This is a genomic window from Myroides sp. LJL116, assembly GCF_054871685.1.
Genome location: NZ_JBTXLR010000012.1, coordinates 1 through 21906, shown reverse-complemented (window position 1 = coordinate 21906; position 21906 = coordinate 1). Strand labels below are relative to the sequence as shown.

18 protein-coding genes and 1 pseudogene are annotated in these 21906 nt (G+C 34.4%); 5 read left to right on the top strand and 14 right to left on the bottom strand.

The window, feature by feature from the left end; genetic code table 11:
- The first annotated feature begins 152 nt into the window (after positions 1-152).
- Positions 153-737: an HPP family protein gene (locus ACYSNM_RS09915; protein ID WP_461756814.1), complete on the top strand. Its 585-nt coding sequence runs from the start codon at positions 153-155 to the stop codon at positions 735-737.
- A gap of 30 nt (positions 738-767) precedes the next feature.
- Here ACYSNM_RS09915 and ACYSNM_RS09910 read toward each other — a convergent pair whose 3' ends face one another.
- From ACYSNM_RS09910 to ACYSNM_RS09900, 3 genes are all read right to left on the bottom strand, one after another.
- A complete protein-coding gene (locus ACYSNM_RS09910; protein WP_461756752.1) occupies positions 768-2504 on the bottom strand; it encodes an amidohydrolase in 1737 nt (578 codons plus the stop codon).
- Between the two features lie 63 nt (positions 2505-2567).
- The gene (locus ACYSNM_RS09905; protein ID WP_461756751.1) at positions 2568-3341 is read right to left on the bottom strand and encodes a glucose 1-dehydrogenase; all 774 of its coding nucleotides are present in this window, start codon (positions 3339-3341) and stop codon (positions 2568-2570) included.
- Between the two features lie 549 nt (positions 3342-3890).
- Positions 3891-5261: a glycosyltransferase family 2 protein gene (locus tag ACYSNM_RS09900; RefSeq protein WP_461756750.1), complete on the bottom strand. Its 1371-nt coding sequence runs from the start codon at positions 5259-5261 to the stop codon at positions 3891-3893.
- Positions 5262-5720: 459 nt separating this feature from the next.
- On the opposite strand from ACYSNM_RS09900, the gene ACYSNM_RS09895 reads away from it, so the two are divergent.
- Positions 5721-6707: a lipoate--protein ligase gene (locus tag ACYSNM_RS09895; RefSeq protein WP_461756749.1), complete on the top strand. Its 987-nt coding sequence runs from the start codon at positions 5721-5723 to the stop codon at positions 6705-6707.
- 120 nt (positions 6708-6827) lie between these two features.
- Here ACYSNM_RS09895 and ACYSNM_RS09890 read toward each other — a convergent pair whose 3' ends face one another.
- A complete protein-coding gene (locus ACYSNM_RS09890; RefSeq protein ID WP_461756748.1) occupies positions 6828-7313 on the bottom strand; it encodes a DUF4199 domain-containing protein in 486 nt (161 codons plus the stop codon).
- Positions 7314-7324: 11 nt separating this feature from the next.
- Positions 7325-7750 (bottom strand): DUF1801 domain-containing protein, encoded by a 426-nt coding sequence (locus ACYSNM_RS09885; RefSeq protein WP_461756747.1) that lies wholly within the window; start codon positions 7748-7750, stop codon positions 7325-7327.
- Between the two features lie 270 nt (positions 7751-8020).
- On the opposite strand from ACYSNM_RS09885, the gene ACYSNM_RS09880 reads away from it, so the two are divergent.
- Together ACYSNM_RS09880 and ACYSNM_RS09875 are read left to right on the top strand one after the other, a co-directional pair.
- Positions 8021-8446 carry a RidA family protein gene (locus tag ACYSNM_RS09880; RefSeq protein WP_461756746.1) on the top strand — a complete coding sequence of 142 codons (426 nt, stop codon included), beginning with the start codon at positions 8021-8023 and terminating at the stop codon, positions 8444-8446.
- A gap of 199 nt (positions 8447-8645) precedes the next feature.
- The gene (locus ACYSNM_RS09875) at positions 8646-9143 is read left to right on the top strand and encodes a GNAT family N-acetyltransferase (protein WP_461756745.1); all 498 of its coding nucleotides are present in this window, start codon (positions 8646-8648) and stop codon (positions 9141-9143) included.
- Positions 9144-9186: 43 nt separating this feature from the next.
- Here the strand turns inward: ACYSNM_RS09875 and ACYSNM_RS09870 are convergent, their stop codons facing one another.
- Positions 9187-9531 carry an SdpI family protein gene (locus ACYSNM_RS09870; protein ID WP_461756744.1) on the bottom strand — a complete coding sequence of 115 codons (345 nt, stop codon included), beginning with the start codon at positions 9529-9531 and terminating at the stop codon, positions 9187-9189.
- Between the two features lie 216 nt (positions 9532-9747).
- Between ACYSNM_RS09870 and ACYSNM_RS09865 the strand changes: the two genes are divergently transcribed.
- Positions 9748-10764, top strand: a complete 1017-nt coding sequence (locus tag ACYSNM_RS09865) for a PTS transporter subunit IIC (RefSeq protein WP_461756743.1) — start codon at positions 9748-9750, stop codon at positions 10762-10764.
- 103 nt (positions 10765-10867) lie between these two features.
- Here ACYSNM_RS09865 and ACYSNM_RS09860 read toward each other — a convergent pair whose 3' ends face one another.
- The 8 genes and pseudogenes from ACYSNM_RS09860 to ACYSNM_RS09825 form a co-directional block, all read right to left on the bottom strand.
- Positions 10868-11812: a helix-turn-helix domain-containing protein gene (locus ACYSNM_RS09860; RefSeq protein ID WP_461756742.1), complete on the bottom strand. Its 945-nt coding sequence runs from the start codon at positions 11810-11812 to the stop codon at positions 10868-10870.
- Between the two features lie 84 nt (positions 11813-11896).
- Positions 11897-13852: an OmpA family protein gene (locus ACYSNM_RS09855; RefSeq protein ID WP_461756741.1), complete on the bottom strand. Its 1956-nt coding sequence runs from the start codon at positions 13850-13852 to the stop codon at positions 11897-11899.
- A gap of 11 nt (positions 13853-13863) precedes the next feature.
- Positions 13864-14787: a PorP/SprF family type IX secretion system membrane protein gene (locus ACYSNM_RS09850; protein ID WP_461756740.1), complete on the bottom strand. Its 924-nt coding sequence runs from the start codon at positions 14785-14787 to the stop codon at positions 13864-13866.
- An 11-nt stretch (positions 14788-14798) separates the two neighbouring features.
- Positions 14799-16049 carry a gliding motility-associated C-terminal domain-containing protein gene (locus ACYSNM_RS09845; RefSeq protein WP_461756739.1) on the bottom strand — a complete coding sequence of 417 codons (1251 nt, stop codon included), beginning with the start codon at positions 16047-16049 and terminating at the stop codon, positions 14799-14801.
- Between the two features lie 14 nt (positions 16050-16063).
- Complete coding sequence (locus ACYSNM_RS09840; protein WP_461756738.1) at positions 16064-16999, bottom strand: complement C1q domain-containing protein; 936 nt, start codon at positions 16997-16999, stop codon at positions 16064-16066.
- A gap of 12 nt (positions 17000-17011) precedes the next feature.
- Positions 17012-17839, bottom strand: a complete 828-nt coding sequence (locus ACYSNM_RS09835; protein ID WP_461756737.1) for a C1q-like domain-containing protein — start codon at positions 17837-17839, stop codon at positions 17012-17014.
- Positions 17840-17850: 11 nt separating this feature from the next.
- On the bottom strand, positions 17851-18756 hold the full coding sequence (locus tag ACYSNM_RS09830) for a hypothetical protein (protein WP_461756736.1): 906 nt from the start codon (positions 18754-18756) through the stop codon (positions 17851-17853).
- Positions 18757-18762: 6 nt separating this feature from the next.
- Positions 18763-21906 (bottom strand): annotated as a pseudogene (locus ACYSNM_RS09825) (hypothetical protein); the annotation flags it as partial.

Here is a 21906-nt window from a genome sequence, read left to right as displayed (position 1 = left end):
AAGCTATTTGTTTTTAATTCCAAATGCAAAAAGGCTAACCTTGTAGCTTATTTTCTAAGTAAATGTAGGGTGAAAAGCCAATGATAATTGCACTATAAACAATACCTTTGCACCTGTTTTAAAAATCAACTATGTCCATCCGCAAAAATAAGATGTTTCGCCGAACTAGGTATCTACTTTATAAAGAAACTCTTGTAGATTTCAACGAACACCTATGGGCCTTTATAGGCTCCTTCATTGGTTTAGGTATTATAAGTTATATACACTTTGAGCTATTCTCCAAACAAGACTTTACTCTTTTAATTGGTTCTTTTGGAGCTACTTGTGTATTAGTTTATGGTGCTATAGGTAGCCCTTTAGCCCAACCCAAAAACTTATTTTTAGGCCATATTATTTCTGCTATTGTTGGAGTAACTATCTATAAACTTTTAGCAGATCACCTTTGGGTAGCTGCACCTTTAGCCGTTTCCTTATCCATAATTGCCATGCAAATGGCTAAATCATTACATCCCCCTGGAGGAGCTACTGCATTAATTGCTGTAACAGGAGGAGATAGTATTACTTCTTTAGGCTATGAATATGTGATTTCTCCTGTTCTTAGTGGAGTTACTATCCTCTTTATTGTGGCACTTATATTTAATAACATACCACACAAAAGACAGTATCCTGTCAAATCTTTTAAACGCTTACATAAAATATATAAGAGAAAGCATTTACCCACTAAGAGTAAAGTATAAAGCCGTAATACTATCTCTTTGACTGTTTTTTTATTTAGTAGTGTCTTTTAAAAAGATAGTTTCCCCTTCTTTAATGGTTTGTACTACTTTAATGTCTTTAATATCTTGGCTATTCACTTTTAATGGATTTTGATCTAGAATCACAAAATCAGCTAATTTTCCAGTACTTAAAGAACCTTTTGTGTCCTCTTCAAAAAATTCATAAGCAGCATTTTGTGTAATAGCTTGTATAGCCTGGTAAGGTGTAATTCTTTGATCTGGTCCAATTACAACTCCTGAGCGCGATTCTCTATTTACAGCTGTCCAAATAGTAAAAAGAGGATCAATAGGTGTTACTGTAGCATCGGAGTGATTGGTAGGTTTTAATCCTAAGTTAATAGCGCTAGCCATTGGGCTTAGGAAAAAAGCTCTTTCACGGCCTAAGTTCTCTAGGTGAACATCTCCCCAAAAATAAGCGTGATTAGTAAAAAAGGAAGGCTGCATATTATACTCTTTAAGAGCTACTAATTGATCAGGTCGCACAAACTGAGAGTGAATAACAATAGTTCTTCTATCCTTATCTAAAGGTTCACCAAGCTTTTCACTAGCATACTGGTGAGCATCTAAAATCATATCAATAGTAGCATCTCCATTACCGTGAATAAAGAGTTGATTATCCTTTGCATATGCAGTTAGGAATATATCCCTTAACTCTTGGGTATTTAAACTAGGAAGTCCTCTACAATCATGACTACATCCTGGAACTTCCGTTAAGAAAGGTTTAGTAAAATAAGCAGTTTTCCCCTGTGGAGATCCATCTGCAACGACCTTAGTTCCTTGTACTTTAAAGTGATTTTCATAGGTTTTGAAATTCAAAGTAGGATCACTAAGGTTTTGCTCTAAATCATTACTTCCCCCTAAAGCTATTAGATCAATCTTTAACTTGCCTGCATCTGCTTGAGATTGAAAAAAATCAATACTACTGCGATCACTCATTCCATCTTGAGCCGTTGTAATACCATTGGATGCATAATATAATTGTGTAGCATCAAAATACTTAGGCTTTTCTTTGGCTAAAATCTCTAACATATTACCAACAAAAGGATACATGGCTGTCTCTTGCACTAGACCATCTGGCTCATTTGAGTTAGGCATACGTTGAATATTACCTCCTGGTGGATTAGGAGTGTCAGCCGTTACATTCATAAGCTCTAAGGCCATAGAATTGGCTACTCCCATATGTCCACTAATATGTTGTAAATAAACAGGGTTATTAGGTAATACACTATCTATTTGCTCTTTGGTTGGATGGGTCTTTTCTTTTAACTGTCCATCGTCATAGCCCCAAGCAAAAATCCACTCATTATCGGGTATATTATTTTCTACTTTATAGGCTTTAATCCTAGTTAGGATATCATCTATATCAGTCACATCACCAACAGGAGCAGGACTTAAGTCCACTTGTCCCATGGTGTTGGAAACCATCCCAAAATGGCTGTGAGGATCAATAAACCCAGGCAATAATGTTTTACCCTGTAAATCCACTTGTGTGGCATTAGAGTAATTCTCAAAGGCCTCTTCTTTGCTACCTACAAAGACAATCTTTCCATCTTTTTCTACTATAGCCTCGGCGTAAATAGGACTAGAAGACTCCATGGTAAGAATATCTCCATTAAAATAGACCTTAGCACTTTGCTGTTCTTTTACTCCTTGATCAGCTAGGGTAGCTCCATCTTTACAACTATAAAACAATACCAGTACCAAGGCGCTATATAATATCTTTTTCATTTAATTGTTTTTTTATATTTTATCTACTTTTATTCGATTATAACTTCTTCTACTTTTTGTAATTTATTCCAAGGTCTGCTGGCCTCCTCCATTTACAAAAATAGTTTGTCCACTTACCCACTGGGAAATAGGACTGGCAAAATACAGCATTGCCCCTGCAATGTCCTCTGGGGTACCTAAGCGTTTAATTGGGGTGTGCTTTAACATAGAGGCTTCTATCTCTGGAGTAAGTACACTTTCTAAAGCGGCTGTTCTTGTGGCACCTGGACCAACTGCATTTATCCGTACTATTGGACCAAAATCATAGGCTAGATTTGCTACCATGTGGTTTACAGCTGCTTTAGATCCAGCATAACCACTCATATTAGGACTTTTATTTATACTTGCCATTGAGGTGGTAAATACAATAGAGCCATAACCTGCCTTATTCATATGAGGAACAACCAATTGACACAATCTCCATCCACTAAAAACATTTAACTGATAATCTCTTTTAATGTCCTCTACAGAGATCTTAAAAGGATTTTCACGTCCTCCTCCTCCCCCTCCAGCATTATTAATTAAGATGTGAATACTACCTAATTCATCTAGGGTTGTTATTACTAGATTCTCTAGGTCCTTATCTTGTAAAACATCACAATGAACAGCTATAGCTTTTACTCCTATCTTTTGTATTTCAAGGGCAGTCTCTTTTGCCTTTTCAATATCGTAATCACCTATACAAATAGCTGCTCCATACTGGGCTAACAAAAGAGCGGTTGCTTTTCCTATTCCACTTGCACCACCAGTTACTATGGCCACTTTTCCTGTTAAATCAAATAATTTGTTGGTTTGCATATCTTGAATTATAATGTTTATTTAAAGGTAGTGCTTTTTAATAATAAATTCCATTTTCCAAACAATTTCCAAATATTTAGTAACGATAAATCATATTTTAAGGGCTAATTTACTAATGAGCATTACAATCTTAAGTAAAAAAAGATATAATACATATTCTATGCTATATACCTGTTTTCAGCCATTTTTGGGTTCATTTTTGGTAAAAAAAAAATATCATCGTACTATTGTAATGCAGTTTCCACACAATGAACAGGTAGAAACAGCATTTATTTTGAAGTATTAATTGAATTGAAAATCAAAATAGGTGGATTTTATAAGGCGTAATTAAATTGGTTTAGAAAGGCCTTTGAGGTAAATAATTATTTTTTATAAAATAAATCGCTGTTAGAAAAGACCTATATATATCTATAGGTCTTTTATTTTTATGGCTTTAGAAAATAATAAAAGGCAGCAATCCCTTATGGAGATTCCTACCTTTTTAATAATTTATTTTACTTATTATAAATGCGATTAGACATAGTGTCTAGTAATGCACGTTTTAATTATTTACTTTTTAACCGGTAAGCTTCTAGTAAGCCATCCGCTTCTACTAGCTGTAGCAATAGCATAAGGAGTTATCCAAAATAAAGTAAATGTATAGAAGATACTATAGGTATAGGCCCATAGAGAGTTTTTAATGTTGTACTTTCTAGCATAGAATAAAACTTGAATACTAGAGAATACAAGAATACCTACCAAAGCAGTTGTAATAGATCGCACTGGGAAAGCTATTAAGAAATAAAGCATAGAGATACATAAAGGATAAGCCAAAATTACTTTAAGCCACTGGTTTAAAAGTAAAACCCTTGCTCCTATTTTACTGCTTTGTCTAAAATTAGAAAAGGCAAACTTACTCATCATGATATTTTCTCTAACATTACTTCTCTCCCAACGAATAAACATCTTATAAAGTCCTTTATATTGCTTAGGCGTATTGGTAAGAACATATGCATTCTTTTGAAATAGAACATGATAACCTTGCTTTAATATAAAATTAGTCATTGATCTATCTTCTCCAATATCCGAGGCCACTCCCATAAAGGTTTGGTTTATCCACTGCTCTAAAATAGGTAAGACTGCCTTCTTTTTGTAAGCCGCTAAGGCCCCTGGGGTACATAAAACCGTTTTTATAGCACTTTGGGCAGAGCGAACAAACTCGAAACTAAACACAAAACTAACATTAAGCATTTTTGGAATAATCCCCTCTTTGGTGTTTAATACCAAAACATTACCCGCCACAGCTCCACATAAAGGATCTACAGAGAATGGACTCACTAATTGTCTAAGGGTATCCCCTTGTACAATAGAATCACTATCTACTGTTACATATACTTCTCCTTTACCCATTTTAAAACCTCTGTAAAGTGCATGGCGTTTACCCATATTTTTAGGTTGTTGGAATATTTTTACGCTTTGTCCTAACTCCTTTGCTGCTTTTTGCATCCATTGCCAAGTATCGTCCTTACTTCCATCATCAAAGGATAAAATTTCCAATTTATCTTTAGGGTAATCACTTTGTGCTAAACTATGTAAGGTATCATATACTAAGCGCCCTTCATTATAAGCGGGAACTATAACCGTACAATAAGGTAGATCTTCATCCAAGGCCATATCAATAGGCTTATATCTTAAGTAGTTGTAAAACAAATACAATAAAAACAATACCTCTATAGACAATAGTATTCCACTTATAATCACTAGAATTTCTGTAAAACCTCCAAAGCTTGGTGTCTCTTGAAAATAAGAGGAATTGGAGAAATTATATACAAAAAAAGCGCTGGAAAATAATAGAGCCAAACTACAAAAAAGTACTAAGTAGTCTTTTTTGCCCATGGTTTGGTTATTAAAATTAAATTTTGAAAAATCTTTTGCTTGCATAACTCTATAATTAAAATTAATTCTATCCAAGCCCTGAATTGTTCTCTAGGGGTATCGAGTTGTTAATTTAACTTTTTAACACCAAGACTTGTATAGTATAGAAAACAACATATATGCCAATGACCCACTAAGTGTAAACCAGGCTTATAGATCTAATAAAGTTTCTCATTATGGGGTTTCTCGCTACATAGGTCAACCCTTATGGTGGCAAACTTTCCCTTATTTAACTAATTGATAACAAATGGTTTAAATGTTAAATTTTAACATAAAAAGATTTTAACCTGACTTTATTTGCTTGTTTTACTCCTATTTTTAAGCAAACACCTACTACCCTCTTATGGCCCAGATTATCTTTTCTTTGTTTAAACAGATACTAAAAGAAAACCTTGGTTAGTAATTACCCCCGCAAAGGGCCCTAATGTTATTTTACTTTATTATTTTTGTCAAAAACACTACAACATGATAATCATAGATTCCTTTTCTAATGACGCTTATTTTAATATAGCCTTAGAAGAATACTTATTATATAAATACCCAAAGAAGGATATTTTCCTTTTGTATATTAATGCTCCTTCTATTATAGTGGGTAAGTTTCAAAATACCTTAGCTGAAATCAATCTAGAGTATATAGAACAAAATAACATAAAGGTAGTAAGACGTATGAGTGGCGGTGGAGCTGTGTACCACGATTTAGGAAATTTAAATTTTTCCTTCCACAGTGAGCTTAACCAAAGTGAATTCATGGACTTCTCCAAGTTTACCAAGCCTGTATTAAATGTATTACAAGGCAAAGGAGTACCAGCTGCTTTAGAAGGTCGTAATGATTTATATGTAGATGGTAAGAAGTTTAGTGGAAACGCAAAATTGGCGCGCAATGGTAAAGTAATCCAACATGGAACTATCTTATTTGATTCCAATATGGATATCTTATCTGATGCTTTAAAGGTTAATCCATTAAAGTATAAAGACAAAGCTGTTAAATCTAATCGTTCTAGGGTAATTAACTTAAAAGAATGCTTTAAAGATCCTATTACAATTACGGATTTAAAAGAAGCTTTAATCCAAGAAATGATTAGCCTATTCCCAGAATCTACTCAATATACTCTTACTAAGGAGGATATCAAAGAGGTAATGGAATTAGTAGAGCAAAAATACAATACATGGGATTGGAATTTTGGTTTCTCTCCAAAATACAATTTCAAAAATGCCATTAAAGTACCTGCTGGATACATTGAGATTCACCTAGATGTACAAAGAGGTGGTAAAATAGAAGCTGCCAAGATTTTTGGAGATTTCTTTGCCTCTAATCCAATTGAGGAATTAGAAGAAATGCTACTAGAGAAAAACCATGATGTGGCTGAAATACAAGAGCTTTTAGAGAGTATAGATGTAACTAAATACTTTGGAAAAGTTACTCCTTTAGAAATCATAGAGCTTTTTAAATAGAACAATACTAGAGAGATTGTCTTACTTAAATAAACAACAAAAGGTCCATAAAACTAGTTTTATGGACCTTTTGTTATTCTTATACCCAAGGGGGGATGGTTTTAGTAGAGATTATAAAGTCTAACTTTTCTTACTCTTTAAGAAAATCATGGCTACAATCGTTGTTGCAATGCCAAATATAAGGGCAAAACTGCTAAAGCCTATGGCAAAACTCTCATAATTAAAATACTCCTTGGCTAAATCTACACTTGGATAATAACCTAACTCCACACTCCTTTGAATGGCATTTTGAAAATAATCAGGTGTGATAACATAGGAGATAATCCACTGGGTTAAAGGACCTAATACAGCAATCAATACCGATAACACACTACCACAAAGTAATCCTTGTACATAACTCATAGCGTTATTATACAGGGTCTTTTTACTATCCTTTAATGCCAATACCATTATCCAAATAGCTGGAATAGCAAATAGATTCGTCCAATACATATGCTGATCAATATAGGTAGAATGAAGACCAACTATTCTCTCTGCTACCATCCATACTAAGGTCATAATACTAAAGTAGACAGCCCACTTAATTTGTGTTAGAATCCATTTCATAACAAGAAATTTTAAGGTTTTTTATAGCGGTGATGGATGTCTTTTATGGTCTCTTGGCAAAGTTTGCCTAATACCTCTAGATCTATATCTTTTAGTTTATTGACATAAATACAGGATTTTCCCATTTTATACTTGCCTAAAGTCTGTAAAAGAATATTACTCTGAGGGGTATCGCTATAGACATATAAACTAAAGGCTGCCTTTCTAGGAGAAAAGCCTAGTATTGGCGCCTGTCCACTATGTCCGCTTTGGTAGGTATAACTATAACTACCAAAGCCAATAATACTTGGTCCCCACATCGTAGGGGTCAGTCCGCTTAGATTTTGGAAAAAGTCAATAAGCTCAAAGGCTTCCTCTTTTTTTTGCTCTGTGGTACAAAAAGAGTTTATAAAGTCCTTTACCTGAACAGAGCTCGGCATTGTTTTATTTTTAGCCATAGACAAAACGCTTGCTTAATCAATACATTTAATACCCTAACGCACTACTACTTAATAAAAGAAATCATAAAATAGTCCTTAGTTAAAGTATACTCTAAAGTACTAAATATACTTGCAGCTTTTTTTAAAAAGCTCCACTTTAACACTTGTGAATTTATGGGGCTTTTACCCAGTGTTTTACTTAAAATCTTTTAATTGTTTAATAATTGCTATTTTTGAAGCTATGCCTTGAAAAACGGGGCTAAATACAAAAAAGAAAAAAATACAACTATGAAAAAAATGATTTTAGCTCTTTGTCTTGGAGCTTTTACTTTAGGAGTTAATGCGCAAGAAAAAAAGCAGAACCCGGTTCCTTATACTTCGTCTATAAAAACAGGTGATCTTTTATATATTTCTGGTCAAGTTGGAATTAACCCTACTACATCTACTCTAGCTAGTGAAAGCTTTGAGATAGAAACAAAACAGGTAATGGAAAACCTTAAAAGTGAACTTGCAAAGCACGGACTTACAATGGATGATATAGTAAGTACTATTATCTATTTAAAAGATATGGACCACTACCAAAGACTTAACCAAGTATATGGTAGCTTCTTTAGCGAAAGATTTCCAACTAGAACTTGTATTGCAGTAGCAAACTTACCTGCTAATGCATCGGTTGAAATATCAGCTGTTGCAGAGTTTAAAAACAAAAAGTAATTATACAGTACATTGTCTATTTTGATAGATAATACTTTAGAAAAAACATCTAAAAAGGTTCACCTATTATGGGTTGAGCCTTTTTATCTTTTTATAATGCCTTGTTTTTTATTTTTCTATACCTTTAACAAGAGATTTATAGTAGTTAAATTCTAATAAAAATACCAACTCATTTTCCAACCTCTTTAAAGTACGTTAGATGGATTTCCCAAACACTATCACAGGTAATGATATAACCTTAGAAAAAATAAATACAAACCAAGCTAGCTTTATGTTAGAACTGGTAAATACCCCAACTTGGCTAGAGTTTATTGGACAAAGAAATGTACACACTTTACAACAGTCAGTAGAGTACATCGAAAAGATAATTCAAAATCAAGATTTTGAGTATTATTGTATCCTAGATAAAGAGCAACAAACCTTAGGAGTGATTAGCTTTATAAAAAGAGATTATCTTCCTCTATGGGATTTAGGTTTTGCACTACTACCTGGCAACACTAAAAAAGGAATTGCCTTTTTAGCCTGTAATCTATTTATAGACTACCTGAAAGAAAACACTTCAATTAAAGAAATTTGTGCTATCACAAATCCTCAAAACCAAAGATCTATCGCTTTACTGCAAAGGCTTTGCTTTAACAGGATCAAATCCATTAGGATAGAACAAGATTCTTTGGAGTATTTTATTTTAGACCTATAGCTTATCTTATACTTATAACAAATAGATACTCTAAAAACAGGTCTTAGTCTAGTGTTTGTTTAATCTTCTTCTCTGTTATAATAATCAATAAGATAGAATAACCTACAAATAACCCCATAGATACCTCATTGATAAGCCTATTGCTATAATGATCTAAAAGGATGAATTGCAGCACATAAATAATAGGCAAGATATATATCCACCTCTTAAAAAAATACCGTTGAGAAAATGTCCATGCTGCTTGACTTTTCATAGAACTATTAGTTCTATAGCCTATCCATGGATTTATTTTTTTTACTTGATAGAAATAAAACACAATAACAATACAAGATACTAGAGCATCAACTATAATTATTTCTTGATAGTTATTTATAAAAGAACTAAGCATATCACACTGTATTTAAATGAATTACACCAAAAGTAAAGATAAATAAAATCCTCCTTTTTAAAAATAAAATCTTTTGCCGAATACTTAGTAAAATCCATAGAAAGGTAAATTCAATTTCTATTGTTCCAATTGCTGTTTATTTATTGTTAATTTTGTCTTAGAGCACAAAATAGAAAATATCAATCCAGCTATAACCTTTAAAACACACCACTACTCATGCAAAAATTTCTACAAAGAAAAGACATCCATATCTCAAGTAAACGCTATTTTATTGATGCTATGGGAGCTATGGCTTATGGATTATTTGCAACTTTACTGGTAGGGACAATTTTAAAGACTATAGGAGAAGAATTTCATATTCCTTTTTTAAATGAGGTCATCTGGCCTTTTGCCAATCAGGCAACAGGTCCTGTTATTGCTCTTGCAATTGCCTATAGTTTAAAAGCTCCTCAGCTTGTTTTATTTTCCTCTGCCGTTGTGGGAGTAGCCTCTTACCAATTAGGTGGTCCATTAGGAGTATTTATAGCCACCATTATAGCCGTAGAAATTGGTAAAGCCATATCTGGGGAAACAAGAATAGATATTGTAGTTACCCCTATTGTCACTGTGGTTACAGGAGTGGTATTAGCTCAATTTATTGGACCTAGTGTTAATAGTCTTATGCAGTGGATAGGACAAGTTATTATTTTAGCAACCGATGCTAATCCACTTATAATGGGTATAGTGCTCTCAGTAGTAGTAGGTATGGTTTTAACCCTTCCTATCTCCTCTGCAGCGCTTTGTTTGATGCTACAATTAGATGGTATAGCTGCTGGAGCCGCAACTATTGGTTGTTGCGCTCAAATGATTGGTTTTGCAACCATTAGTTATAAAGACAATGGTATAAAAGGAGTCTTAGCCCAAGGGCTTGGAACTAGTATGTTACAAGTACCTAATATTTACAAGAACTGGAAAATATGGATACCGCCTACTTTGACTGCTGCTATAATAGGCCCTATTGCTATTTTGTTTTTTAATATGCAAAATACTGCCTTAGAATCTGGTATGGGAAGCTGTGGACTGGTTGGCCAAATTGGTACCTTTAACGCTATGAAAGAGTCCTATTCTATGTCCTATATTGTAATGGCTATTGTTGGGCTACAGTTTATCTTACCCATGGTAATTTCTTACCTTATTTACCTAGTTATGAAAAAAAGGCATTGGATTAAAGATGGAGATATGACTCTGTTTTAAATTGTTTTTCAAGACAAAGCTTAAGTAGGAACTATTCATATTGAACCGAAATTTTTCAAAGATAATTTTCAACTGCCTTATTTCATCTTTTCAACTATCCCTTTTATAAAGACCTATAAGACACAAAGTTGTCTATGTTTTTATCTTTTTTTATAGTCTTTTGTTTACCTTCCATCACTAAAGATGACTCGTTTTCCCTATTTTGCTGGCGAAACTGTTTAGGAGTAACCTCAAAATGTTTTTTAAAAAATTTTACAAAATTGCTTACATCTGTAAAACCATAGAGTAAAGCTAAATCCTTAGTACTATATTCATTAGACAAAACTTTTTGTTTCATATCTGCCACAATTAAGTTACTAAGCCAAGCCTTAGGTGTAATATATTCATGTTTTTTAAAAGCCGTTTCTAATGTACTAACACTTACATTTAAAGCAGAAGCGTAATAAATTATTGAACGGTTCTTATATATTTTTTGATGTACATAGTTTTTAAACCTTTTAACTATTTCAAAACTAGGCTCTAAAACTACATTGGTTGGTTGTATTAGTTCTTTACAAATTAATAAGATATTGTATAAGTAATTAGATAGCATTTGCTTTTGTATCTTATTATAAGGATACTGTAGTTCCTGCTCTATTAGTTGAAATAACAAATGTATTTGCGCTTTTCTATTCTTAATGGCTAAAGAATTTATTTTTCTAATTTTACTGAATTTTTCAAGTTCATAAAGAAGTTGAATTTTATCGGGCTCGTTTATAAAAACAGCATCAGTAAAAACAAGAACAAAGCCATCTTGATCAATTACCTCTTGTTTCTTTGTCGGTGGGATAAACTGAATATACTCTTGAGATATTGGATCTAGACCATCTTGACTATTGCTAATTAAACTATAGTAATTTAATACATAAAAATTTGCTCTTACTACCTTTAAATCTTCAAATACAAATTGTTTATAACGTTCTATACTAAAGATATTAATACCTTGTATTTTAATAAATTCTTTACTTGAAATTATTTTTGCCCTATTTACTAAATTTTTAATTTTCATAGAATCAAAATATTAATTAAAACCTCATAGATATGGTAAAACGACAAGGGAGCTATAAGTCCTCCCTGTCGTTTATATTTTAAATTACATCTGGATAATAATAAACTCGCTACGACGATTCTCTTGATGCTCTTGCTCACTACAAGGAACACCATCGCTACATTTATTTAATAACTGGCGCTTACCATATCCTTTATATGTCAATCTATTGCTTTGAATGCCTTTGTTTACTAACCATTGGGCAACTGACTCAGCTCTTCTTTGGGATAACTTATCATTATATACATGAGAAGCCCTAGAATCGGTATGTGCTCGAATATCTATCTTCATAGAAGGATATTGTTCTAATACAGCCAAAATTTTCACTAGTTCATTTTCTGCATCAGGCCTAATAGACCACTTGTCTAAATCAAAGTATATAGGATCAAGCTCCAGTACTTTAAATAAATCATCTCCTTTTTCTACTTTAATTTTATCCTTCTCCATTTCTATAGTTACAAGCATTGGATCAGAGGACTGCATTACCGCAAAAACCACTTCTTTTGTCTGATAACCATCTAATTGGGATTTAATACGATAAGACTCCTCACAAGAAAATGGCGTATCTAGCTCAAAGTAATCTTCTTTGGAAGTAGTAACTACTCCTAAATCATTGTACAATAAGTCATAAAGGCTTACTTGAGCGTCTATAATGGGTTGCTTGGTAGAGGCATCGATAATTTTCACTAAGACATCTGTAAGGCATTCAAATACTAAAGCAGCATCTTCTTTAAAACTATAAATATCATCCCCTTGTGCCCGATTAGAAGAAAAGAATCCTAGCTTTGAATCAGAGTCAATAAAATAGGCGAAATCATCAAAGCTCGAGTTAATAGGTTCTCCTAGATTTTGAACTTCAGAGAATTGACCATTTTCTAAGAGCTTGGTAACATAGATATCTAATCCTCCTAAACCTACTCTTGCATCACTAGAAAAGTATAATTCATCCATCTCATTGATAAATGGAAAGGTTTCTCTTTGTTCACTATTTATTTGAGCACCTAGGTTAACGGGTATACCAAAATTACCATCCTCTGAGATAGAAACACTCCAAAGATCGGAAGCTCCATATCCACCAGGGCGGTCACTAGAGAAGTACATTACATTTTCTTGTTTATTCAAAGAAGGATGAGCTGTATTAAAATCATCACTATTAAAAGGTAACTCTATGACATTAGCCCATTTATTGTTTTCTAAAGTAGCCTTATAAATTTTTAAATTTGTATTCTTATTTTGATCAAATCCTCTTTTTCCATTAAGAAGATTATTACGAGTAAAATACATGGTTTTACCATCTTTAGTGATCACCAAAGAAGATTCATTGAACTTGCTTTTTACAGGACCTGAAAGTCGCTTTACACTGTTACCTTCTAAGGTGTCTTTTAAAGGATAGGCATAAATACTAGTAAAATTCTCATTCGTCCATCCGTGCTTCCTATCGACATAACTTCCGGTATCCCTAGCGCTTGCAAAATATAAGGTATCGTTATATACAAAACTTCCATAATCAGCAAACTCAGTATTTATTGGCAAAGCAAGTACATCGGAATACCTATTAGAGTTTTGCTTAATTTGCTGTTCTAAGGAAGCAATATCTTTTCTAAACTCCTTTATTTGAGATGGCTTTTGAATTTGCTCAACAAATATATCATAATAAGTCTTGGCCTCTAGGTCCTTTCCTATATTCTGCAAAGAATGAGCATATCTAAAATAATACTCTGGTTCTAAACTACTTGGCTTTAATTCATTTATTAAACGACTATAATATTTCTCACTTTCTTTATATTTCCCATTAAAATAATAAGAGTCTGCTAACTTTTGTAATAAGTCTTGCTGCACATAACCTTTATCTATCAGCTTTTCATATAAAGTAGTAGATTCTAAGTAGGCCCATTTGTCGTATTTTCTATTTGCTTTATTAAATTTAGTCTGTGCACTTACATGAAATAAACCAACTAAAATGGAACAAAGCAAGGCGATAAGTATTTTTCTTTTTTCCATGGTTAAATCTTTTAAAAGAATCGAGGCGAGTTTACGCGACGAAAAACATTAATTAACTCAAAGCGTAAAAAAATCTCATGAGAGCCATCGTTGAAGTTAGCTAGCTTGGTGATTTCACGATCATAACTATAACCTATCATTAATGCCTTTGTAATTTGAACTCCAGCTAAAGCACTCCAAGCAGCATTAGTTCTATAAGCTCCCCCTAAAGTAAACTTTTCACTAATCAAGAAATTAGCAGTTAAATCCGCCATTAATGGCGCCCCTTGTACAGCTCTTACTAAAACAGCAGGCTTAAACTTCAAGTTTGGATTTAAATCAAATACATGTCCAGCAATTAAAAAAAAGTGCATTCTTTGTCTCATATTGCTATATACGCCATCTTTAAATCGAGAATTTTCTAAAAGACTTGGCACAGAAAGTCCAACATAACTTTGCTCATTATGCCAGTATACTCCTGCTCCAAAATTTGGAGAAAACTCATTTTTTATATCCTCTAATATCAATGGATCATTAGGATCATATTTATTTAAGTCAGAATACTTTGTGTCCAATAAGTTACCTGTTGCTTTTAATCCAAAGCTTAACTTACTTCCCATGCTGTTTAAATCAATAGTATAAGATAAGTCTACACTTATATTGTTCTCTTGAACCACTCCTAATTTGTCATTGACAAAACTCAATCCTATTCCTAACTTAGAGTCAGCAATTGGAGTGTTGATAGAAAATGAATTAGTAGTTGGTGCTCCTTCAAGACCAACCCACTGACTTCTATGTAATCCAAAAGCACTTAACACCCCTCTATTACCAGCATATGCAGGGTTAATATTTACTGTATTATACATATATTGGGTGTATTGCGGATCTTGCTGTGCATAAGCACAAAGGCCTGTGAAGACAAGAAAGACCTTTATTAGTTGTATTGCTTTTTTCATTGTTTTTCGATTTAATTATTTTCTAAATGTAAATAGCCTGTTTTTTTAATTTTTTGACTTTGACCATTACCATCGAAAACATACTCTACTATATAATAATACGTTCCTGAGGGAAGCTTTTCACTTCTATTTATTACCCCATTTCCTTGCGCATAACCATTAAAAACATTTCCATTACTATTATAATTGGAAGTTTCATATACTTTATGCCCCCAACGATTAATAATGGTCACTTGGTTATTAGGATAGTTTTCTATATTGTCAATTATAAAGTAATCATTGATTCCATCTCCATTTGGAGTAACGGCATTATAAATAACCACATCCCCTGGATTGAGCAGTTGTTCTTTAATTGTTCCTAATGTAAATACCCCAAACCCATCCACCTCCAATGGTGTTGTTACCGTATTAGAAGAGGAATCTACTATACCGCCTTCATTTACCCAAAGCTTTTGTTTATCATCCCAACGCACTATACAAAGTTTTTCTACGTCCTCTAATAAGTAATTTGGAGTGGTGCGTTTATCCCAGCTTAAACTAAGTAAGACAGCATTTTTATCCTTGGTATCTTTATCTATAATCCAATATTCTTGGTTATCGATAGTATCAATAACCCCAGTTTTACTACTATGAGGATGGTTTATATCGGAATTTTCCAGAAAATATTCTCCTGAATAGGATTCTGCAACTGTAGATGGAGCAGAAATACCGGCAAAACGATAATAACCTGATTTACCAATAGGATAGATAAAACTTTCATCCCCTTCCTTTGAAACTTCTCCTTCTACATAACTACTATCTTTGGCATTAATAACCGTAGAACCTTTTAAGAAAACAAAAGCTCCTCCATTTTGTTGATCTACAAAAACAACTCCATCGGATAAGTTTACTTGTCCTGCTGTAGTAATGTCATTACTCAATGCAAAAGCATGATCCTTAGTGTTTTTATCAAATAAAACATTATAAAATTCACTAGGTGCATTACCTTTAATATTTTGAATAGCAGGCATTTTTCCTTCAAAAACAACATAACCTGTGGTACTATTTGTCTTATAGGTAAACAAACCATCATTTTGAAAGTGTCCATAAAAATGAAACTCTCCATCATTATATAAGTTTGCGGAAGATTCATTTATAAAATCAAAATAAGTGGAAACTTGTGTACCAGGATCTACCGAAAAATTACCTTGATTAATTGTTTGACCTAGAGCTCCTAAGGGTACAAGGCTAACAAAACAAAGTTGATATATCTTTTTTTTCATCTTGATTCAATTAATTACAATTCAATTACTGTCAAAACATTAAAACCACTATTTAATATAAATGGGCGCTTTGTTTTATCGTATCGAGCTTGACTATTTCCAGTTGCATAAGGTCCATTGGTATATTCTGTCTTCCCCCATATATAAGGTCGAGCAACATCCCCTTGTTCTAAGAAAACCATTGCTGTACAATAGGAACCTACAACTACCCCATTTGGAGCCGATCCTGAATCTGAAGGATATCCATTGTTACTTTTAATGTCGTAACGATGTTGTCCATTCTTATCTATAACTTGCCAAATTGCCTCCCAGTAGTTATGCTCTTCATGCTCAACAGGTGCTTTTGCTAAAGCAAATGTGAAGGTTACTAAGTACATTCCTGTACGAGGTGCTTTGAACTCACCTTTGGTTGCATCAAAATAGTTACCCGCCACTCCCGAGTCCATATCTACTCTTTTGGTCCAGTTGGTTGGAAAAGTTGAAGTTCTAGGCGGAACTCCGCCGGTATAATTTCCAGCATCTACAAAGCCACCCTGATCCACACGCACGTTATTAGTGTTTTTTTCGGCCATTACCACAATACGAGGTTTTCCTTTTGGATAAAAAGGCACCCATACATTACCATCGGAATATTCTATATATCCATTAATCCCTCCCCAAGTTACAGCAGGGTTATAACGCAAGGCTCCTTTACCTGCCTGTGAGGCGCTTTGATCGGTCCATCCTAATGCTAAAGTTCCATCTTGGGAAAGAGATCTCAAGTCTAAATTTAGAATTGGACTAGCATTCCCAACTCCCACTTTACCATCATTAGTAATGATAGTTGTGTCTCCTGTTGTTTTAACCTCCATAGCGTGATTGGAATTCTTCGTACCAATTTGAACTTGAGCCACAACAGAAAACAAGGTAAAAAAGCACCCTATGCTATAAATAATTTTCTTTATTTTCATTCTATTACTTCTTTAAATTTCAATGATACTTATACGATTCTCTCCCGCATTACTAGTATTGTTCTTAGTATTTCCTAAGGTGGAGTAAACTCTAAAATAAACGGTAGAACCTTCCTTTAAACTAAATAAAGCTGAAGCGTTCATTCCCACTTCAATACTAGGATTGTAGTGATTTTCAAAACCTGGAAAAGAATTCAGCCCGCGATACTCCCTAATATTATTATCTGAATTATCACTAACAATTACAGACTCTACATAAGAGTTATTATTGACATTTCCGCTTTGAAAAGTTAAATTGAAACTAACATAATAATAGCCTTCCCTAGGCGCTGTAAATATTCCAGTACTTGGGTTAAAAGCATTATAATTATCCTCTACTTCATTAAATCCTGTAACTGTTGTAGAAGCATTGTTAGAAAAATTTTGGCTACTTGTTTTAGTGGCTATAACTACAACTTTTTCAGGAGCTTTATCACTTAAGGGATACCAATTCACTCCATCGGAATACTCCATTACTTTAGCCGTAGAATTATATCGTAAAACACCTGGTCCTACTTGGCTCGCTGATTGACTAGTTTGGCCTATACCAACTATAGAGGTATTTTCTTCAGAGCGAATATCCACTCTAGTATTGGGTGCTAAGACCCCTACTCCTAAATAGCCATCCTCTGTAAAAACAACGTCGTTTTTAGCTTGACTTGCCCCTATAGTATTCCCATTATCTTTTGCCCCATCAATATGTAAAACTGCTTTAGGAGCTTTAGTTTTTACTCCTGTTTGTCCAAGAACTCCAAAGCATACTCCTATAGTCAAAAAGAATAGTGTAAATATTTTTTTCATTATTTTTTATTTTAATGTTCAACAATGGAGATATGGTTAAAACCAGCATTTGAATTAGATTGACTAGTATGCGTACGTAAATTACGTGGACCAACAACCCACTTTGGAAAAACAAAATTTCCCACATTTATATCTTTGGCAATATTTTGAAAAATCTCAATTCTAATAGTTTCATTGGCTTTGAGTTTAACAGTAGCATGAAACAAAGCCCCTGCTTGAGTATCTCTTGAAGTTCTATTAAAAGTTTTTTTAGAAGAAGCCAAAATACCATTGGTATTAGATACTATTCTAGCCTCTATTCTACGCCCATAAATAATCCAATCCATTATAAAATTGTACGTTAGAAAAACAGAATAGTATCCTTCTCTTGGAGCAGTAAACACCCCTGTCGAAGCATTAAAAGAATTCGTAACATCCTTATCTTCCCTCCAATTATTTAATGTAGTAAATGCATCACCTGGGATACTCCTGTCATCTACAATTTGAGCAATAACTGCTGCTTTATCAGGACTTGTATAAGAAGCACTCCAGGTAACCCCATCAGAATATTCTAGCCTTTTTGTGTTTGGCTCATATCTTAATGCACCTGCCTGAGCTTGAGAAGCCGACATTGTAGTTGTTCCTAGTCCAAAAGCATTATCATTTGCAACGGATCGTAAATCAACAGCTGCTTTTGGTTCAATTGTTCCTACTCCTATCTTACCTTGATCAGTAATTATGATGTCATTACTAGCTTGAGTGTTATTCGGGATTCCTGCAGTTTTAGGATTATCTCCTTTCCCATCAATATGTAGAACTCCTTGTGGGTTTCTGGTTTGTACCCCACTCCTAGTCTGTGCTGTGATTGGGTTACTCCAAAAGAGTAACCCTAACAACACACCCACCAGATAGATCTCTTTTTTGAATTGTATCTTCATGGCTTTTTATTTATTTTCAACATTTGATTTATTAGAAAACAAGCTTTCAATTTGCTCTAAACGAAGTTTTAAATCTTCAACTTCACTTTTCAGTTCATCTATTTGATCTTGTTGCTCAATAGTATGTATAAACAACTCTTCCGTTTTTTCTAGTAATTCAATAGATAAATTAGTTATGTCAAAAGAATAACCTGCTTCACTTTTTTCTAGTTCCGAAATAGGTGTAACACCTGGTAAGTGATAGTTTTCTTTAATGAAATCTGCAATACTACTTAGGGTTGGGAATTCATAAGAAAGTTTGATTTCAGAACTACCTGTAAAGTACTTCTCAAATACATAATCCGCATAAACAGAGTTAATTGTGAAAAACTTACCTGTAGTAACTATATCCCCTTGTACATATAGCTTTGCATTCGCATCTGCATTTGGAATAGTAGCTGTCCCAATAGCAACTGAACCTAACTGATAAATATTATCTGTATTATTAGTTGCTTTATTAGAACTCCCTTGAACGTTCCATGGTTCAATTGATTCAAAAGAACTCTTGCTGATCCAAGTTGGATTACCTGAATTATCTGTAGCTAATATGTTATTAGCTCCACCATTTGCAATTTTCCCAGTTGTAACAGCACCATCTTGTAGCTTTGTAGTAGTAATTCCTCCATCTTTAACTTTGATACTACTATCAACTATTGTGGCTCCAACTCCATTATCTACGACGATGGAATTATCAGCTGCACTTAAATTTTTCGCATTTACAATAGCATCATTTCCAGCTGGTCCTTGAGCACCTGTGTCCCCCTTAGGACCACGTGCTGCAATATTGGTATCTGATCCATTAATCCACCAATTTCCATTTATACCGATTTCTGGAGTTACTCCATCTTTACCAGTGATAGCTATGATGAAATCTGCTCCATCTTTACCATCATTTCCAGGTAAGGATTGCCATACTTCTAAGGCTGATTTTCCTTCTTCTCCCTGATCTCCTTTATCACCTTTAGCAGCGATTTCAGTATCTACACCATCAATCCACCAGTTTCCATTTGAACCGATCTCTGGAGTTGAACCATCTTTACCATCTTTACCATCTTTACCAGTAATTGCTTCAATAAAAGCATTTGCATCTTTACCATCATTTCCAGGTAGAGATTGCCAGATTTCTAAAGCAGATTTTCCTTCGTCTCCTTTAGCTCCGATTAAGCTTATTAGCCACTCAGGTTCTGTTCCTACGAATCCATTATCAACAGCTACCTCATATGCAGATTTTCCATCTACTCCATCTTTACCAGTGATCTCTGCAATGAAGTCTGCGCCATCTTTTCCATCATTTCCAGGTAAGGATTGCCATACTTCTAAAGCTGATTTTCCTTCTTCTCCCTGATCTCCTTTATCACCTTTAGCAGCGATAGCAGTATCTACACCATCAATCCACCAGTTTCCATTTGAACCGATCTCTGGAGTTGAACCATCTTTACCATCTTTACCATCCTTACCAGTAATTGCTTCAATAAAAGCATTTGCATCTTTACCATCATTACCAGGTAGTGATTGCCAGATTTCTAAAGCAGATTTTCCATCTACACCCTGATCTCCCTTAGCTCCGATTAAGCTTATTAGCCACTCAGGTTCTGTTCCTACGAATCCATTATCCACAGCTACCTCATATGCAGATTTTCCATCCACTCCATCTTTACCTGTGATCTCTGCAATGAAGTCTGCTCCATCTTTACCGTCATTTCCAGGTAGAGACTTCCATACTTCTAAAGCTGATTTTCCTTCTGCTCCCTGATCTCCTTTATCTCCTTTAGCAGCGATTTCAGTATCTACACCATCAATCCACCAGTTTCCATTTGAACCGATCTCTGGAGTTGAACCATCTTTACCATCCTTACCAGTAATTGCTTCAATAAAAGCATTTGCATCTTTACCATCGTTTCCAGGTAGTGATTGCCAGATTTCTAAAGCAGACTTTCCTTCGTCTCCCTTAGCTCCGATTAAGCTTATTAGCCACTCAGGTTCGCTTCCGGTGAATCCATTATCCACAGCTACCTCATATGCAGATTTTCCATCCACTCCATCTTTACCTGTGATTTCTGCAATGAAGTCTGCTCCATCTTTACCATCATTTCCAGGTAAGGATTGCCATACTTCTAAGGCTGACTTTCCTTCTGCTCCTTGATCTCCTTTGTCGCCTTTAGCAGCGATTTCAGTATCTACACCATCAATCCACCAGTTTCCATTTGAACCGATCTCTGGAGTTGAACCATCTTTACCATCCTTACCAGTAATTGCTTCAATAAAAGCATTTGCATCTTTACCATCATTTCCAGGTAGTGATTGCCAGATTTCTAAAGCAGACTTTCCTTCGTCTCCCTTAGCTCCGATTAAGCTTATTAGCCACTCAGGTTCTGTTCCTACGAATCCATTATCCACAGCTACCTCATATGCAGATTTACCATCTACTCCGTCTTTACCAGTGATCTCTGCAATGAAGTCTGCGCCATCTTTACCATCATTTCCAGGTAAGGATTGCCATACTTCTAAGGCTGACTTTCCTTCTGCTCCTTGATCTCCTTTATCACCTTTAGCAGCGATTTCAGTATCTACACCATCAATCCACCAGTTTCCATTTGAACCGATCTCTGGAGTTGAACCATCTTTACCATCTTTACCATCTTTACCAGTAATTGCTTCAATAAAAGCATTTGCATCTTTACCATCATTACCAGGTAGTGATTGCCAGATTTCTAAAGCAGATTTTCCATCTACACCCTGATCTCCTTTAGCTCCGATTAAGCTTATTAGCCACTCAGGTTCTGTTCCTACGAATCCATTATCCACAGCTACCTCGTAAGCAGATTTTCCATCCACTCCATCTTTACCTGTGATTTCTGCAATGAAGTCTGCTCCATCTTTACCGTCATTTCCAGGTAGAGACTTCCATACTTCTAAAGCTGATTTTCCTTCTTCTCCCTGATCTCCTTTTTCGCCTTTAGCAGCGATTTCAGTATCTACACCATCAATCCACCAGTTTCCATTTGAACCGATCTCTGGAGTTGAACCATCTTTACCATCTTTACCAGTAATTGCTTCAATAAAAGCATTTGCATCTTTACCATCATTACCAGGTAGAGATTGCCAGATTTC